The sequence below is a fragment of the Pirellulaceae bacterium genome (genome assembly GCA_019636385.1).
GTDB lineage: Bacteria > Planctomycetota > Planctomycetia > Pirellulales > Pirellulaceae > Aureliella.
Genome location: JAHBXT010000001.1, coordinates 1440173 through 1457255, shown reverse-complemented (window position 1 = coordinate 1457255; position 17083 = coordinate 1440173). Strand labels below are relative to the sequence as shown.

General features: G+C 55.7%; 12 protein-coding genes. 4 read left to right on the top strand and 8 right to left on the bottom strand.

Going from position 1 to position 17083, the window contains the following annotated elements:
- Positions 1-9 precede the first annotated feature (9 nt).
- Complete coding sequence (locus tag KF752_05360; protein ID MBX3420970.1) at positions 10-1497, top strand: DUF1501 domain-containing protein; 1488 nt, start codon at positions 10-12, stop codon at positions 1495-1497.
- A 100-nt stretch (positions 1498-1597) separates the two neighbouring features.
- Here the strand turns inward: KF752_05360 and KF752_05355 are convergent, their stop codons facing one another.
- The 4 genes from KF752_05355 to KF752_05340 form a co-directional block, all read right to left on the bottom strand.
- Positions 1598-2632 carry a hypothetical protein gene (locus KF752_05355; GenBank protein MBX3420969.1) on the bottom strand — a complete coding sequence of 345 codons (1035 nt, stop codon included), beginning with the start codon at positions 2630-2632 and terminating at the stop codon, positions 1598-1600.
- Positions 2633-2697: 65 nt separating this feature from the next.
- Entirely contained in the window at positions 2698-4221 is a 1524-nt protein-coding gene (locus tag KF752_05350) for a sulfatase (protein MBX3420968.1), read from the bottom strand.
- A gap of 197 nt (positions 4222-4418) precedes the next feature.
- Positions 4419-5906 (bottom strand): DUF1501 domain-containing protein, encoded by a 1488-nt coding sequence (locus tag KF752_05345; protein MBX3420967.1) that lies wholly within the window; start codon positions 5904-5906, stop codon positions 4419-4421.
- A complete protein-coding gene (locus KF752_05340) occupies positions 5903-7975 on the bottom strand; it encodes a PSD1 domain-containing protein (GenBank protein MBX3420966.1) in 2073 nt (690 codons plus the stop codon). The genes KF752_05345 and KF752_05340 overlap by 4 nt, the downstream gene beginning before the upstream one ends.
- A 228-nt stretch (positions 7976-8203) precedes the next feature.
- Between KF752_05340 and KF752_05335 the strand changes: the two genes are divergently transcribed.
- From KF752_05335 to KF752_05325, 3 genes are all read left to right on the top strand, one after another.
- Positions 8204-11626, top strand: coding sequence for a PSD1 domain-containing protein (locus KF752_05335; protein ID MBX3420965.1), 3423 nt, complete (start codon positions 8204-8206; stop codon positions 11624-11626).
- 170 nt (positions 11627-11796) lie between these two features.
- Complete coding sequence (locus KF752_05330; protein ID MBX3420964.1) at positions 11797-13224, top strand: DUF1501 domain-containing protein; 1428 nt, start codon at positions 11797-11799, stop codon at positions 13222-13224.
- Between the two features lie 231 nt (positions 13225-13455).
- Positions 13456-13701, top strand: a complete 246-nt coding sequence (locus KF752_05325) for a hypothetical protein (protein MBX3420963.1) — start codon at positions 13456-13458, stop codon at positions 13699-13701.
- Between the two features lie 27 nt (positions 13702-13728).
- Here KF752_05325 and KF752_05320 read toward each other — a convergent pair whose 3' ends face one another.
- The 4 genes from KF752_05320 to KF752_05305 form a co-directional block, all read right to left on the bottom strand.
- Positions 13729-14229, bottom strand: a complete 501-nt coding sequence (locus KF752_05320) for a DUF1648 domain-containing protein (protein ID MBX3420962.1) — start codon at positions 14227-14229, stop codon at positions 13729-13731.
- A gap of 180 nt (positions 14230-14409) precedes the next feature.
- Positions 14410-14826 carry a CBS domain-containing protein gene (locus KF752_05315; protein ID MBX3420961.1) on the bottom strand — a complete coding sequence of 139 codons (417 nt, stop codon included), beginning with the start codon at positions 14824-14826 and terminating at the stop codon, positions 14410-14412.
- Entirely contained in the window at positions 14823-15173 is a 351-nt protein-coding gene (locus tag KF752_05310) for a P-II family nitrogen regulator (protein ID MBX3420960.1), read from the bottom strand. Before KF752_05310 ends, KF752_05315 begins: the two co-directional genes overlap by 4 nt.
- A 91-nt stretch (positions 15174-15264) precedes the next feature.
- Entirely contained in the window at positions 15265-16878 is a 1614-nt protein-coding gene (locus KF752_05305) for a DUF1538 domain-containing protein (protein ID MBX3420959.1), read from the bottom strand.
- Positions 16879-17083 lie beyond the last annotated feature (205 nt).

Genomic DNA, 17083 nt, shown 5'->3' with positions numbered 1-17083 from the left:
GGTGGTGTTATGACTCATAAGAACCTACGCTCAGCAGCCAGTGCCTTTTGTGGTCGAACCAATCGCCGATCGTTCATCAGCGATTGGGGCTTGGGGCTGGGTGGGATGGCCGTGGGGTCATTGCTCCTGAGCGATGGAATATCGCGACCGGCCCAAGCTGGCCAAGCCTTCCAGCCCATTGTGCCGCGAGCCAAAAACATAATCTGGATTTTTCTGTCAGGTGGCGTGAGTCATCTGGAAACGTTTGACCCCAAGCCGTTGCTCAATCAATTCGCAGGTAAGACCTACGACGAAACGAACCTGCCCAATCCGCAAAAACTGCCGATTTACCTGGAGCGCTCGCGGAGTGTTGTCGGCTTTGACCGCGAAGTTATTTCGACGATCATGCCTCTGCAAGTCGGCTTTCGTCAGTATGGTCGTCATGGAATCTGGGTTAGCGATTGGCTGCCCAATCTGGCTGGTGTTGTCGACGACTTGTGCATCGTGCGTTCGTTGTACACTACCGACAATGACCATAACGCTGAGTTCCAATTTCAAAACGGACGGCATTCGCTGGACGAACAGCAGCCCAGCATCGGATCGTGGGTTTCTTACGGTTTGGGGTCGTTGAATGAGAACTTGCCGCAGTTCGTTTTTCTGGGGCAATACAAAGACCTGCGCGTCAAGCGGAACTTTGATGCCAATTACCTGGGGCCACAGCACGCCGGCGTCGAACTGTCACTAGACCCAGCCAATCCCCTGCCCTACGGTCGCCGGCTGCCTGATGTGTTGCCAGCAGAACAGCAAGCCCAATACCAGCTGATCGATCGTTGGAATCGGCTGGCTGCACAAGAGTATCTTACCGACACCGATTTAGCCGCCCGCATTCGCGCCTACGAGTTGGCCTATCGCATGCAGATGTCCGCGCCCGAGACGCTCGATCTATCCCACGAATCATCCGAAACACTGGCGCTGTACGGCATCGACCAGGCCACTACCGAACTGTATGGCCGGCGGTTGTTGACAGCCCGGCGCTTGGCCGAACGCGGCGTGCGGTTTACGCTGGTTTACTTGAGCGACTACGGCGAATGGGATTCACATTCGAACATCAAGGAGTTGCACGCGAAATCCTGTGGACGAGTCGACAAGCCGCTAGCAGGACTGATTCGCGATTTGAAACGTCGTGGAATGTTGGATGAGACCCTGGTGGTCTGCGCCACCGAGTTCGGAAGAACGCCAGCTTTGGAGATCACCAGCTTAAATAAAGCTGGCACCGGCCGCGATCATCATCCGCATGGATTCACTATCTGGATGGCTGGAGGGGGCTTAAAATCTGGCTACGTGCATGGTGCCACCGATGAATTTGGCTTCCACGCCGTTGAGCATCCGCACTACGTCACCGACATCCACGCCACCGCCTTGCACTTGCTGGGGCTCGATTCGCGACAGTTAAACATTCCCGGCCGCAAGCGGTTGGAGATCGACTATGGACAAGTGATTGACGATATCCTCGGCTAACAGCCTAAGTGTGTTAGCTGGTCGAACCAACAGAAGCAGCCAATTCGCGCGGTCGCCAACGATTCCTTGGAAATTGACTCGCTCGGAAACCATATTTCTTCTACCTTACAGATTTTTCTCCGCCAATGATTTGATTGGCTCCTGGCCGAGAACGATCTTCTAGGTGGTAGGGAGAATGAAAAAGTATTAAGTTTCCCTCGGCGCTTGATTCGAGAATGAGATCGGGGCCATGTGGGAAGGGGCGAGTGCTGAGGGTTAAGAAGTTCCGCGAACCGAATACCTGGGCACCTCGTCCGGTGGCGATGCCCTGGCAATCAAAAAAAGCCGAAATTCGATTGTCGCTGGGCCGCTGATCGTCAGCCGAGCCAATGCGCAAATGGAGTTCACTCAGATGAATGTTGATCTCTTCGATAGTGTTGCGTGTCACCGCGCCGACCAAGTCTAAGCCGATCGCGCAGCCAACCGTCTCCAGGACTGTGATCTTATTGGCGTCAATCGAGCCCTGACTACCATCCAACACCAGCCCCGTACCACGCCACTGTTGATCGGGATTTAGCACACTCTTGTACGGTTCGCCGCCAGGCCATGCTCCGCCACCACCGACAACGGCGTTGAAAGTAAATTCGGTTGAAGTTATGACTTTGAATCGATCTGGTCCGGCAGTGGTTGGCTTCATCCGTACTACTGCCCCATCCGACTGAGAGACGATCAATCCCAAGCGGTACACGCAGCTCATCTGACTGTCGAACACTACAGCATCGCCACTCTTGGGCGTGTAATTGATTACGCAATGGCCCGAGTCTAATCGAAAGTTTTGCATCCACGGAATCGTGAGCGTCTCGTGCAGATGGTATACGACGGGCTCCGTGGTGTCTGCAGTCCAACTTCCTCCGGCCAAGTAAACATCCTTGGCCTGTTCCTTGGCTGCCAACAAGGCTTCCTGTAGTCCGGATGTTTTGGTGCCTCTGGTGTGCGGTCCAAAATCGCCTCCATCGCGTGGACCTTGGGGGGAAACTATGATTTGATTAGTTGCGCGTTGACCTGGCGGAACGACCGTCTCTTCCGTTTCATTACCGATGGCGTAGCGGGAGCAATATATGGTCAACAAGATTCCTAGGCAGATGTGTCTTCGCATTTCAAGGCTCATCAAAGGTGTAGTAGCTGCGAGACAGCGAGTGCAGCCACAGTTGGTTGGTCTGGTCAGGGATCCGTCAGATTGGGAGCCCACAGGGCAGGTTTTACATCGGGCATCTGCCCAGAAGTAGGTAAAGTGGTTTCCACGGCAGAGCGCAGTTGAGCTGTCAGCTCCTGGATTTGCTGAGCATAGTTGGGATCATCCGCTACGTTGTGCAACTCCCTGGGGTCGCGCTGGTGATCATACAGTTCTCGGCCGTGCTGGCCATCATCCCACAGCGTCAATCGCCAACGTTCGGTACGCAGTGAATAGCCGTAATACTCGGTTTCGCTACTGCGTCGCTTGCCCCGCCTGGTAACTTGCGTCAAGGCCCAGCCGCGACCGATGGTGTCTGGTTGTTCGAGCATGGGTACCAGCGTCTGCCCCTGGAGGTTGTCCGGCGCGGGCACTGCGCATAGTTCGGCTAGTGTCGGGTAAAGGTCCACCAGTGATACCGGCGATTGAACCACAGAGCCCGGTGTGCCTACGCCCGGTGCGACGATCAACAGCGGCACGCGAGCGCTCTCCTCAAACAGACTCATCTTCTGCCACAATCCATGTTCCCCGATGTGGTAACCGTGATCGCTGGTAAAGACGATAATCGTGTTGTCAGCTAGCCTCAGGCGGTCCAAAGCGTCGATCACGCGTCCAACCTGGGCATCCATAAAACTGATACTGGCGTAGTAGGCCTGCGCAAACTGCTGACGCAGCGTATCGGTCAGTTGATCCTGCTCCGGTTTGTAACTCCCTAAAGCGGCAGCCGGCAAGTCGGCTTGATCCTCTTGTACTCCACTGACCAACGGCATATCGGCCAGACGGTACATGTCGAAGTAGGGTTGCTTGGGAGCAACATAGGGTGTGTGGGGGCGAAAGAATCCAAGCGCCAAAAAGAAAGGGCGCTCGCGGCGGGTGGCACAGCGCTCCAGCACCCACTCGGCTTCGGCAGCTTGCAGTCCATCCGTGTGAAATTGGTCGCTCTTGGGAGAGGCATAAAAACTGAGGGTGCCGCCAAACTGCCCCGGAACTAACGAAAAGATGGATGGCTCTTCCTCTAGTCGATCGACGCCAGCAGGATTCAATTCCAGTTCCCATGATCCAGGATCGTCATGGCCATTGGTGCCAATCGACCGAGGTACATTGTAGTGATAGAGTTTGCCGATACGTCCAGCAAAATAGCCGCTCAGGCGAAACGCCTGCGGCAGGCTGACATGTTGCGGAATCGTCTGTCGGAAGATTTGGCCGTTAAGGATGATGCCGGTACTATTGGGATACAAGCCAGTCAGCAGCGAGTTGCGACTGGGACCGCACAACGGAAAGCTACAGTAGGCTCGCTGAAACAATGTGCCCCGGGCGGCCAGTCGGTCGATGTTGGGAGTCTTGGCCCGCGAATCACCGTAACAACCTAGGAAATTATTCAAGTCATCAGCCATGATGAACAAGACGTTCTTGGGTGGCGCATCTGCGGCATGAAGCATCGAGCCACTGCTGCAGAAAGTCATCAGGCAGGTCAACAACAGTTGGCAGAGACATAGCGATTGGCCAAGATGCATGCTGGATGGCTCCTTGATGGAAGTTCTGTAGATGCTCAGGCGATACTTTGTTCACTCACGTGATGGGCCGGCGCGGGGCCGGACTTATTGTACTGGGCGGATGGTTGCTGTGTTCAGAATGTACCGGGGCTTGATGCCCCCAAGTTGCATCGGCCCCCCCTGGTCCCATCACTTCGAATTTAGCGATCTAGCATGGGCTAGGCCAAGATCTCGCGGATGATTTTGCCTTCAACGTTTGTCAGCCGCCGGGGAATGCCGTTGTGCTCGAAGCTGAGTTTCCCAAAATCCAAGCCGAGGAGATGTAAAATTGTAGCATTGAAGTGGTACAGTGGATGCACATCAGCGACGGCGCGCTGACCAAAATCATCGGTGGCTCCATGACTGACTCCGGGCTTCACACCGGCCCCCGTCAGCCAGCAGGTGAATCCGTCGGGATTGTGATCGCGGCCTTGAGCACCTTTTTGAAAGAAAGGCATGCGGCCAAACTCAGTACACCACACGACCAAAGTTTCTTGCAGCAGACCGCGCTGTTTCAGGTCGTTGATCAGTGCGGCAGCGGGCTGGTCCAGAATCTCCGCATGCACATCGTATTGCTCTTTCAAAGCGTTGTGTCCGTCCCAGTTCAATTTTCCGGCACTGGCGTAGGCACCGTTGAAGAGCTGGACAAAGCGCACGCCGCGCTCCAGCAGACGACGGGCGACAATACAGTTGCGGGCAAAGGCGGCTTTGTCAGGGTTGTGCAGTTGATCTGCGCCGTACATTTTGAGAGTGTGTTGTGGCTCGTCGCTCAGATCGTAAATTTCTGGCACGCTCAGCTGCATGCGGGCCGCTAATTCGTAAGCAGCGATGCGAGCTGCCAGGCGCTGGTCGCCATCGCTGGCTTGCCAATGCCGCGCATTCATCGCCCGCAGGATCGATCGAGTCGCTTGCTCAGCCTCGTGGGTAACACCGGGCGGGACCGCCAAATGGCGCACCGGCTCCGAGGCGCTGAGAGTGGTCCCCTGAAAGGCAGCTGGCAAAAAGCCAGCGCCCCAATTGTTCGAACCGTTTTGGGGTACTCCGCGCGGATCGAGGATTGCCACATACGCCGGCAGGTCTTGATTCTCGCTTCCCAAGGCATAGGTAACCCACGAACCGAGGCTGGGAAAGCCGTCAAGAACAAATCCGGTCGATAGGAAATTCTCGGCCGGACCATGCGTGTTGGATTTGCTAGTCAGCGAATGTACAAAGGCGATATCATCGGTCAACTGCGCCAGGTGAGGTATCAAATCGCTGACCCACTTTCCGGTCTGTCCATGCTGTCGGAAGGCGTATTGCGGACGAGCCAAATTGCCGGCGGGGCCTTGGAATGTTACGGATGGACCACCTGGCAGCGGTTGATCGTCCCAGCGGATCAGCTCGGGTTTGTAGTCCCAGGTCTCCAATTGGCTAACGCCACCGGCGCAGAAGATGACCACTACATTCTTGGCCTTGGCTGCAAAGTGAGGTGCCCGCGGTGCGTGAGGTCGCTCCGGATCAATGCCCACAGGACTCTGTCCGGCCAGTAACCCATCGGCCCCCAGCAGGTGAAGCAAAGCCATCGACGATAGCGCGGTGGCGCTGTCACTCAAGAAGCTGCGGCGATCCCGTCTTGCTGCTCTCTCGGCAATCGACGCTGGCGTAGAGGGTGGCACGACCAGGTTCATGGCAGGTTGAGAAATTCGTTGCTGTTGAAAAGGGCTCGACACAGCACCATCATACCATGCTGCTGGACCAATGGGGCAAACTCGGATATCTCGTCATCGGTTGCCGGGCGCGAGAGCGTCAACCAGAATGCTCGTTGGATCTGGCAAATGGTATCATCGCCAGCCTCAAGCGACACTCGCCTGGCAAGGGCCTGGGCGCACTGCATCGTAAACGAACTGTTCAGCAGATTCAGAGCCTGCAATGGGGTTGTACTCTCGCGCCGTACTTGAGTGCTTTGACCGCCGTCGGGACAATCGAAAACTCCGAAAACCGCTTCACGCTCACGGCGCACTCGATGTGCGTAGATCATGCGTCGGCTATTGGCAGCGCTCAATTCTTCGATGGGCGTGAAGCCACTCAAGCCGCCGCGCTGCTCAAACAGGTCAAAACCCGGACCGCTCATGGTGAGATTCAACTGACCGGAGGCCTGCAACATGGAATCGCGAATGACTTCGGCATCCAGTCGCCTAGACGGATAACGCCACAAGAGCCGACCATCGGCATCGGCGGGCAGCGCTCGAGCCAGCAGTGAGGCGACGGCATGACTCGATTGCTGGTAAGTCGCCGACAGCATGATCAGTCGATGCAGCGCCTTGACGCTCCAGCCCGATCGAATGAACTCGGCAGCTAACCAATCCAGCAGCTCCGGATGACTGGGTGGCAGGCCACCATGACCAAAATCGCCCGGTGTTTCTACCAAGCCGACTCCAAAGTGGCTTTGCCAAATGCGATTAACAATGACTCTGGCGGTCAACGGATTGAGGGGGTTGGCAATCCAATCAGCCAGCACCTGCCGCCTGTGCTGCTCGCTGGCGGAATCATCCAATTGAACGTCGGCCAGAGCGCGAATTACCGCCGGGGACACGGGTTGCAGCGGCTGTTCGGGATCGCCACGATTGAGCAAGTGGATGTTATCGGGCGCACGAAACTTTCCAGCAAACACCATTTGACCGGACGGAGCTGACGCTTCAAGACCGCCCAATTCCCGATCTTCATACTCAACTCCGGCAACGAACGCCTGCATCGCATAGTAATCGACTGAGGTGATCGGATCGAATTTGTGATCATGACAACGTGCGCAACCGATGCTCAAAGCTAAAAATGTTTGCCCGATGTTATTGACGATTTCGTCGATGGCATCCTGTCGAGCCAATCGCATTGACGGAGCGTCCTTGCCAATTTGGCCCGGTAACAAAACTGACGCGGTGATCAAAAATCCGGTCGCCGCGTCTTCACCCAACGCATCACCGCAAAGTTGATGTCGGATGAATTGGTCGTAGGGAACGTCAGCGTTGGCGGCGCGAATCACGTAATCGCGATACGGCCAGGCGTTGGGGCGTTCGGTGTTGACTTCAAAACCGTGAGTGTCAGCGTAACGCACCACGTCCAGCCAGTGCTGAGCCCAGCGCTGGCCGTAGGTCGGGCTGCCAAGTAACCGCTCGACCTGGGCAGCATAATCTGGTACCGCTTGAGCGGCAAAACGCTGTATCTCCTCGGGCTCTGGCAACAGTCCGGTCAGATCCAGCGTCGCCCGTCGCAACCACTGAGCCGGCGAAGCTGGTTGGGAGCGCTGCAAGCCGTGCTCAGCCAACCGCTGGTCGATGAACTGGTCGATCGAGTGAAATTCAAAATACTCAGTCAGGGGCTTAAATGACCAATGATTGGTTTTGTCGGGTAGTGTGGCCGTATCGACTCCGTCCGGCCAGTTGGCGCCCTCTGCGATCCATCGGATGATCGTTTGTATTTCAGCGTCACTCAATGGTTCGTCCGGCGGCATGCGTCTGCTCGAATCCGAACTGCTGATCAATTCCACCAGCGGGCTGCGACTCGGGTTACCCGGAAAAATGGCGACGCCATGATGGTCACCGCCGCGCATGGCGGTGGCCTTGATGTCCAACCTCAGCCCGGACTCCGCTTGCTGCTGGCTGTGGCAATCGTAACAGCGCGACTGGAGAATGGGACGTATCTGCGCAACAAAATCGATGGTCGACTGTCCTGCGAGGTTAGCAATCACGGTGGCATGTACCATCAACCACGAAAATGCCATCGCGATCGACTGACGTACAACGGACACCCGTGTCCGCAATTTCTGTCTGGCTGATCTATTCAAATTCACCGCACAGCTCAAAACGTCGCTCAGCCCTGGAAGGGTGTTCGTTACCGGCCTCAACAGCCAAGAATCAGACATAGTATAATGAATGGTAGTCAATGACGCTCACTTAGAGCGATTAAACTTCGTGTTCTGTTGGCAATCTGTATGCGCTGTTGGTCCATTATTTGTGTGGGGCTGCTGGTCAAGCTGTGGATCGGCGGCCCGGTGCACGCTGAGCATTCGGCTGACGAATTCTTCGAGACCGAAATTCGTCCGCTGCTGGCCGAACACTGTTGGCAATGTCACGGTGCGACGAAGCAGTGGAATAGCTTGCGACTGGATTCGGCTGAAGCTCTGGCCCATGGCGGCGACAGTGGGCCGGTGGTCGTGCCGGGCCATCCGGGGCAGAGCCTACTATATCAAGTGGTGTCGCGAGGCGGCGATATCGACATGCCCCCGGACCAGCCATTGAGCGAACCGCAGATTGCAGCGCTGCGAAAGTGGATCGAGATGGGGGCTCCTTGGCCAAGCGACTCAGTCGCGCCCACATCGCCGGATGCTTGGAAGAGCCACTGGGCATTCCAGCGGCTCAATCAACCTCTGCCGCCGCAGATTGCCTCTGGCAGCCGGCCAGCGCAGAATGCCATCGACAGCTTCATCACGCAGCGTCTCGCACAACATGACTTGCACCCCACTCCGCGCACCGATCGCCGGTCGCTGATTCGCCGCGCAACTTACGCTCTGACAGGCCTGCCACCTGCGTACGAAGAAGTCGAGCAGTTCGCGAGTGATTCACGGGAAGATGCCTACGAGCATTTGATCGATCGACTGCTGGCTTCCCCCGCGTACGGTCAGCATCTGGCACGCACCTGGTTGGATGTAGCGCGTTACTCCGACTCTAAAGGCTACGTCTATGCCCGCGAGGAAAGATTCTATGTTCACTCGGCCCTGTATCGCGACTGGGTAGTCGAAGCGCTGAACAGCGACATGCCATACGATCAATTCATCAAGCTCCAAATCGCTGCCGATCAAGTTGCCGCTGATGAGCCTCAATCGCTGGCTGCCATGGGGCTGTTGACATTGGGCCGGCGATTCTTGGGGGTGACTCACGATATCATCGACGATCGCATCGACGTAATTAGTCGCGGTGTGATGGGGCTGACGGTCGGCTGCGCGCGATGCCATGATCATAAATATGATCCCATTCCCACCAGCGACTACTATTCGCTGTACGGCGTATTCCAATGCAGTACCGACCGACAAGTCGATCTGGCTGCGTATCGTTCCGATGCTAATACGGACACGGAATTTCAAGCTGAACTGGATAAACGACTAAAGGCACTGGCTGATAAGACCGCCGCTAGTCGCCAACAGGCCGCCGATCGGGTTCGTAGCAGATTGGCCGACTATCTGTTTGCACAGTCGGAATTGCACAAATACCCCGAAGAGGGGTTCGATGTGATCCTGGCGGTGGACGATCTCATCCCGGCCTTCGTACGGCGTTGGGAGGCGTTTCTGTCGCGGCGGGATGGTGCCAGCGATCCGATCTTCGGAGCCTGGTTTCAGTTTGCCGCCTTGCCAGCCGATCAATTCACTCAGCGAGCGGAACAGGTTATCAAGCAGCTGGCACACTCAACGGTAGCGGCAACCCATCCGCATCCGTGGATCGCCCAGTTATTTCAAACGTCACCAAGCGATCTCAGGCAAGTAGCCGATCGGTACGGCGAATTGTTTTCGCGAGTCAACGACAAATGGAAACAATTGCAGGAGACACGTACCGCTGGGTGGTTCGAGGAAGATCAAGCCTGGGTGACAAAGGCTGGGCCGCTGCTGGATGTGTTGTATGGAGCGACTGCGCCTTGCGAAGTGCCCGACGAAGAGGTGATCGCCACGGAAACTTTTTTTGATTCCGGAACTTGCAATGAATTATGGAAGCTGCAAGGCGAAGTTGACCGCTGGCGCTTGCAAGCACCCCAGCCACCAACCGTGGCCGTTGGCCTGTTTGATCGTGACAGTCTGTCCGATGCGCGAATCCTGCGACGCGGTAATCCGGCTAACAAAGGTTCGCGAGTGCCTCGACAGTTTCTGTCGCTGTTATCAGAGAGCCCGCAAGAACCATTTAAGATCGGCAGTGGGCGTTTGGAGTTAGCCCAGCGAGTCGTCGATCCATCGAACCCGCTAACCCCGCGGGTATGGGTCAATCGTCTGTGGCAACATTGTTTTGGCGAAGGACTGGTGCGCACGCCCAGCGACTTCGGATTGCGAGCCCAACCGCCCAGCCATCCTGAAGTGCTAGACCTGCTGGCCACCCGTTTGATCGAGCAAGGGTGGAGCACCAAGGCGATCGTGCGCATGATCGTGCTGTCCGAGACGTTTCGGCAGGCTTCAGAATTGCCTCAACAAATCAGTGACGACCAGCCAGCCGTTGTCGGCCAGCATCTGACCAGCTTCACGCGAGCCTTTCAAATGGATCCCGACAATCGTCTGTTGTGGCGGGTCGCTCCCCGGCGGCTGAAGTTCGAAGAGTTGCGAGACTCGTGGCTGCGGGTCAGCGGCAGTTTGGATGATCGTCCCGGCGGCAAGGCGACGGAAATGTTCACCGCCCAAGATACGCACCATCGCCGCACTCTATACGGGTTGGTCGACCGTCAGTTCTTACCCGGAACGTTGCGTATCTTCGATTTCGCCAATCCCGATCTGCACATCGGTCGCCGCAGCGAGACGCTGGTACCTCAGCAGGCACTTTACTGCCTGAATCATCCATTCTTGGTGTATCGTGCCAAATCGTTGATAGCCGCGCTCGAGGCGGAGCAATCGGTAACCAACGATCCTCTGTCCGATTCAATGTCGATTCAACGGTTGTATCGGCAAGTAGTCCAGCGCGATCCATCGCCGACCGAACAAGCGGCTGCGGAACTATTCTTGGCTCAGCCAGACGACGACTCCAATGAAAAACCTTCAGTCGAATCGCTGACGTGGAGTTACGGATACGCGGCCATCGACCAAGCTGCTGGCACGCTGAGCGATTTTACTCCCCTGCCCTACTTCACCGGGTCGGCCTGGCAAGGCAGTGCAGCCTATCCAGACGGAGGGCTGGGGTGGGTCCAGTTGACCGCTGCCGGTGGACATCCCGGCAACGACTTGCAACACGCCAGCGTTCGCCGTTGGACAGCTCCGGCAGCGATGAGCATCGCTATCCAATCGCTGGCCAAGCATGAACCCGATGTGGCCGATGGTGTTCGCTTGCAGATTGTTTCCAGTCGCCATGGGCTGCTGGCGGCAGTGAATTTGCGCGCCGATCAAGCTGAATTGAATGTCGATCGTTTCGATGTGCAGGCCGGTGATACAATAGACTTTGTGGTCGATATCATCCAACAGCTCAACAGCGACCAGTACTTGTGGGCACCAGTCATTCGACAGGTTGCCGATCAGGACGCTGACCAGTCTGCAGTCAACCACACGTCAACAGCTTTAACCGTTTGGGATGCTGCGCGCAATTTCACAGGACCCGCGCAGCCACGACTATCGCGCTGGGAACAGTTAGCTCAAGTGCTGCTGATGACGAATGAATTTGCGTTTGTTGATTAACTGTTGGGTGGGACACGCGAGGCCGGAACAAGGCTTATGGTAAACGCAAGAACATCTAGAGACAGTCAAGGAAGCCATGAACTTAATTGGTTCGGCCCCGCGCCGGCTTACCACCCCATGGAAAAGTGTGTAGCGTGCACTGCCTCGCGCCACGTAGCAAAGTTTAGCCTATGACAACCCATTACAACTCTACCGCACTCATCGACCGCCGCAGCCTGCTGCAGCGCAGCGCGCTAGGGCTAGGCGGACTTGGCCTAGCCGGTTTGCTGCACAGTCAAGGCTACTCGGCAGCTGCCGCAGCGGATGGACGCACGCTGTTGGTTGGTGGTCAGACGCACTTTCCGGCCAAAGTCAAACGAGTCATCCATTTTTTCCTCAACGGTGGGCCGTCACAAGTCGATACTTTCGACCCCAAGCCAGCACTTGCTAAGTACGCGAATCGTAGTGTAGCGGATAATCTGACCACCGAACGCAAGACCGGTGCTGGCTTTCCATCGCCCTTCAAGTTTCGGCGCTACGGCCAAAGCGGACTGGAAATCAGCGAGCTGTTCGAGAAGACGTCCGAGCACGCCGACAGTCTGGCGGTGATTCGTTCGATGTACGCTTTGGTACCCAACCACGAACCGTCGTTGATGCTGATGAATTGCGGTGATTCGGTACAGCCTCGGCCCAGTGTGGGCGCATGGGTGCTGTACGGCTTGGGCATCGAGAATCAAAATTTGCCCGGCTTTGTGGCCATGTGTCCCGGCGGCTATCCAATCAAAGATGCGGAGAACTGGCAATCCGGATTCCTACCCGGTGCATATCAAGGCACCTTTATCGATCCGCAGCATCAAGAGCTGGATAAATTGATCGAAAACATTCGCAGTCCTCACGCATCGTTGGCGACTCAACGACGACAGTTGGATCTGTTGCAGCAGCTTAACACCCAACATCGTCAGCCGCGCAACGATGCGCGACTGGACGCACGCATCCAGTCGTTTGAGCTGGCGTTTCGCATGCAGGTCGAAGCCGCTGAAGCGTTTGACCTGAGTCGCGAGAGCCAGAGTATGCTGGACATGTATGGCAGCGGCGTGCATGGACGTCAGACATTGATCGCGCGGCGCTTGGTCGAGCGCGGAGTGCGATACGTTCAATTATGGCACGGTGCTGGACAACCCTGGGACAATCACAGCGACATCGAGAAGAACCATCGCAAGCTGGCTGCAGAAATCGACCAGCCCATGGCCGCCTTGTTAACCGACCTCAAGCAACGCGGCATGTTTGACGAGACGCTCGTCTTATGGGGCGGAGAATTCGGCCGTACACCCACCGTGGAACTGGGTGGTGATGGCAAAGCGTTGCTTGGTCGCGATCACAATCACTATGGCTTTTCCGTTTGGATGGCTGGTGGTGGCGTGCGCGGCGGCACGGTCTACGGAGCCACTGACGAACTTGGGTTCAAGGCAGTCGAGAACCCCACCAGTGTCCACGATTTGCACGCCACCATGCTGCATCTATTGGGCTTTGACCACGAGCGGCTGACTTTCCGCTACGCCGGCCGCGACTTCCGCCTAACCGACGTCGCCGGCCGCGTCATCCAGGACATCATCGCCTGATCGTCACAACCTGCAGCGCGAGCGAGGGACTCCTGCCACTGGCCATTAAACGGTTCTATCATTTGTTGCTTCGCGATTGGGGAAGAGCGGCACGATGGGGGTGATACGGTCCCAATAATCGGAATTGGGAGCTGCGATTTATCGACATCAGGCTTTATGTTTGGTCGTCACCTTACAGAAAGGCTGGAATACGATTCGCGATGATGCCGGGGCCTGTTGTGGGAACCTTTAGTGCTGGATGCGCTGCGATTGCGTTGTGATGACACCGATATCTTTTACTGTCGCGATCGGCTGGATGTGGTCGAATGTTCAATCAATCCAGATAAATTCGATGCGAAGGCGGTCGAGGTGTTCCGCAACCTGTGTCCGAAAGGCGATAGCTATATCGTAAGTCCCGCGGTGAAACAGCCATACCGTTTGCGTAACCATGATTTCCTGTTCATAGCCTGTGCGGTGCGAGATTTGCCATCAGTGTAGCGTTCGCGGTCAACACCACCCGCTCATTTACATTGGCTTGGCAAATCTACGCAGCATGACCAATACAAGGACAAACGTCCATAACAAAAAACCGCCCAGCATTCCCCAAAACCAAGCTACCGAAAGAGGCTGGGCATCGCGATTGGCAAGGAAGGTTAAGTGATTGATGGCCACCATAAAAACGGTAATGGACACAGTCAGCCACATCATCCAGCCGGTCATCCACTGTAATGTGTCAGCGCGTCGCTCTGTCGCCAGCCAATATTGGCGCTGCGGCAAGTTGATTATGCAGACGGGTAACCAGCCAATCACCTGACCGATCCCAATAAAGAACAGTGGCAGGAGCGTCACTAATCCGGCGGCCAGCAAAGTGGCAGGTAGCTTGCCCATCCAGTCATTCGGATTACCCTGTGCATCAAAATGCGTGGCCACTTGCTCTGGCAACTGCGGCCAATACCATAACTGAAGCCCCAGTCCGATCACCATGGTTATGGATGTTAATGCTGCCGGTAGTTTCCAGTGGTTCAAGGCCAGGTTCTCACTAGCTTTGTAGGGTCTGATAATCGGGGCCGTGGTTACGCGAGAATATTCCCTGAAGATAGTGGGTAACAATCAATTAGAATGCGACTGAGATTGATTTGGTCCCGCGCGGCTTGCCATAAGTGGGCAAGACACTGGGTGTGCGCGGTTAAAAAAAATGATCGACAGTTAGCTAGCTCGAATGATCTGCATCAGTCCGTTGAGCACCAAGTCGTGGTAGCTGACAATGCCGACGACTTGACCTTGATCGATCACAGGTGCACGGATGATCGAAAATCTCTCCAGTAATTGCGCACAGTGCTTGATGCTCATTTCCGGCGGCACGCTCAGCACTGGCTTGGCCATGATTTCGTACAGATTGGTTCTGTCTGGGGAACGGTCGGCCGCCAACACTTTCTTGGCGATATCGGACAACAGAACCATGCCATATTGATCATCGGCATGACGTTTGTCGATGATGAGTGCACGTGTCTCAGGATGCTTCATCGACAGCAACGCCTCTTTAACGGTCAGCTTACCGTCCACAATATCCAACTCTCTTTTCATCACGTCAGATACACGGACGATAGTTTTCGTTTGGGTCATAGTTGCTCCTCGACCAGTTCAGTTAACTTCTCAATTTGGTGACTCACGCCCACGGCATCTTCAACATTCAATTGGAAGGCAATGCCAGTGCCAGGTTGACTGTCAAATTCTGCAACCCGACCAATGGTTTCCAGGATGGTCCGACTCAGGTGGCTTTCGACCAAAAACAGAACTACATCTCGCTGGCTTTCTAGTGCCAGTCCCAAAAATGACTTGATGGGCTTGAGACCCTCGCCTCGGGCATTGCCGATGATAGTGGCCCCGGTAGCTCCGCATTCACGAGCGGCCTGCATGACCTTCTTGGTCTTGTCATCATCCACTAACGCGATCAATAGCTTGAATTGCATTGATGAATACCTGAACTTCGATACTTAGGAATGATGAAAGTGTTTGTCCGCTAATGACCAGGGACATGCGAAAGGTTTGTGAACAGCAATTTCAAGAACGACTGAACTTGGCTGCCAACTGAGCATAGCCCATCACGCTGATGACCGGCAACAGCACCGCCAAGGCAATCAGACCGAAACCGTCGATTAATGGATCACGACCGGGAATGTTGCTGGCTAATCCAATGCCTAAGGCGGCAACCAGCGGGACCGTGACCGTGGAGGTAGTCACGCCACCCGAGTCATAGGCGATGGGCACGATCATGCGCGGAGCAAAATAAGTTTGAACAATGACAATCATGTAAGCGATCAGAATGAAATAGGGCAGCGGGATGCCTGTCACAATTCTAAACGTTCCAAGGCACACGCCGATGCCTACCCCCAGCGCCACGGTCAGACGCAGCCCCCAGGCCCGGACGGCCCCACCGGATACCTCTTCGGCCTTCATGGCGACAGCGATCAGCGAAGGCTCGGCGATGGTAGTGCTGGCTCCGATGGCAAAAGCAAATAGATATGTCCAGTAGTAATGATACCAAGCGACTGGCGCTGCTGTGCCGGACGAATCGGCGGCGAGCATCTCAGCGGCAGGCTGAGACACTCCAGCCGTCAACTGCAATGCCATCGTTTCCCCAAGCGGAAATAGCGCCAGCTCCAATCCGACCAGGAAGCAGGTCAGACCAGTGATAACAAAGCTAACTCCCCATATCACCTGAGGCAGTCTGTGGATGCGACGGCGTAGCACCAGCAATTGAAATAAACCCACTACGCCCAAAATGGGCAACACGTCTACTAAGGTCGATAGTAAGGAATCCAACAGCGAACCGAACAACTCCTGCTGCACCACAGATTCCGTCCCCGGCTCTAGCAATGCAGTCGATGCAGTTTCCACAGCCAGCGATTGAGTGGTATCCAGTACCAGCATTCCAAAGACCAAAACAAACAAAATCGGCAGCAGCGATGCAAAGGCGATCAGACCAAAACCATCCAACATCGGATTGCGCCCGCGAATACTAGAGGCCAATCCGATGCCTAAAGCTGTTGTCAACGGTACGGTAATGGTCGAGGTGGTGATGCCCCCCGAATCGTAGGCGATGGCCACAATTTCCCTGGGTGCCCATGGTGTGAGGATAATCACCAGCACATAGCCGATCATAATCATCAGATGCAGTGGCCAGCCGGTGATGATGCGAATGACCCCCAGCACTAAAGCCAAGCCGACAGATACGGCAACGATCAGTCGGAGAGTCAGCGCGAAAGAACGTCGGGTCGCCTCCAAATCTCCGTCCACTACCGAAGTGACGCTCAGCGAAGCAGCTTGGCCCGAAATGGCGATCAACGCCGGTTCTGCAAAGGTGGTTCCAAAACCCAACGCAAAAGCAAAGGCCAGCATCCATGGCACGCTGCCTTTACGGGCAAAGTCATGAGCCATACCCTCGCCGAGAGGAAACAGCCCCAATTCCAGACCGCTGATAAATAAGCTTAGACCGGCGATCACTAGCAACAGTCCAGCCAGCAGACCGGACAGCTGCTCGATGGATTGTTGGAACACGGCCAACTGAAACAGCAACACCACGCTCACGATAGGTATCAAATCGCGGATGCTATTCCACACGGGAGTCAGTATTGCTCGGGCCACCGGCCAATAGCCGCTTACCAATCCATTCACGGGTCTGACGTTATCCTATGTCGCCTGGCTATAAAATCAGCAGGTTGGCGTGTGGTGTAATTCGTATGTCGAGTGTGGGCGCTAAGCATATCGAAAAATGAGGAAAAATGCTTGCCCAGTTTTCGGCGACCGCAAACTTAGCTACCGTCGCCAGACGAAGGGTCGCAACGACAGCCTCATCCACGTACTGGCGAACGTAACTGCA

What these genes read in the sequence shown, in the direction of transcription:
- KF752_05360 (MBX3420970.1), top strand. Translation starts at nt 10, where the DNA reads ATGACTCATAAGAACCTACGCTCAGCAGCCAGTGCCTTTTGTGGTCGA.
- KF752_05355 (MBX3420969.1), bottom strand. Translation starts at nt 2,632, where the DNA reads ATGCGAAGACACATCTGCCTAGGAATCTTGTTGACCATATATTGCTCC.
- KF752_05350 (MBX3420968.1), bottom strand. Translation starts at nt 4,221, where the DNA reads ATGCATCTTGGCCAATCGCTATGTCTCTGCCAACTGTTGTTGACCTGC.
- KF752_05345 (MBX3420967.1), bottom strand. Translation starts at nt 5,906, where the DNA reads ATGAACCTGGTCGTGCCACCCTCTACGCCAGCGTCGATTGCCGAGAGA.
- KF752_05340 (MBX3420966.1), bottom strand. Translation starts at nt 7,975, where the DNA reads ATGGTACATGCCACCGTGATTGCTAACCTCGCAGGACAGTCGACCATC.
- KF752_05335 (MBX3420965.1), top strand. Translation starts at nt 8,204, where the DNA reads ATGCGCTGTTGGTCCATTATTTGTGTGGGGCTGCTGGTCAAGCTGTGG.
- KF752_05330 (MBX3420964.1), top strand. Translation starts at nt 11,797, where the DNA reads ATGACAACCCATTACAACTCTACCGCACTCATCGACCGCCGCAGCCTG.
- KF752_05315 (MBX3420961.1), bottom strand. Translation starts at nt 14,826, where the DNA reads ATGACCCAAACGAAAACTATCGTCCGTGTATCTGACGTGATGAAAAGA.
- KF752_05310 (MBX3420960.1), bottom strand. Translation starts at nt 15,173, where the DNA reads ATGCAATTCAAGCTATTGATCGCGTTAGTGGATGATGACAAGACCAAG.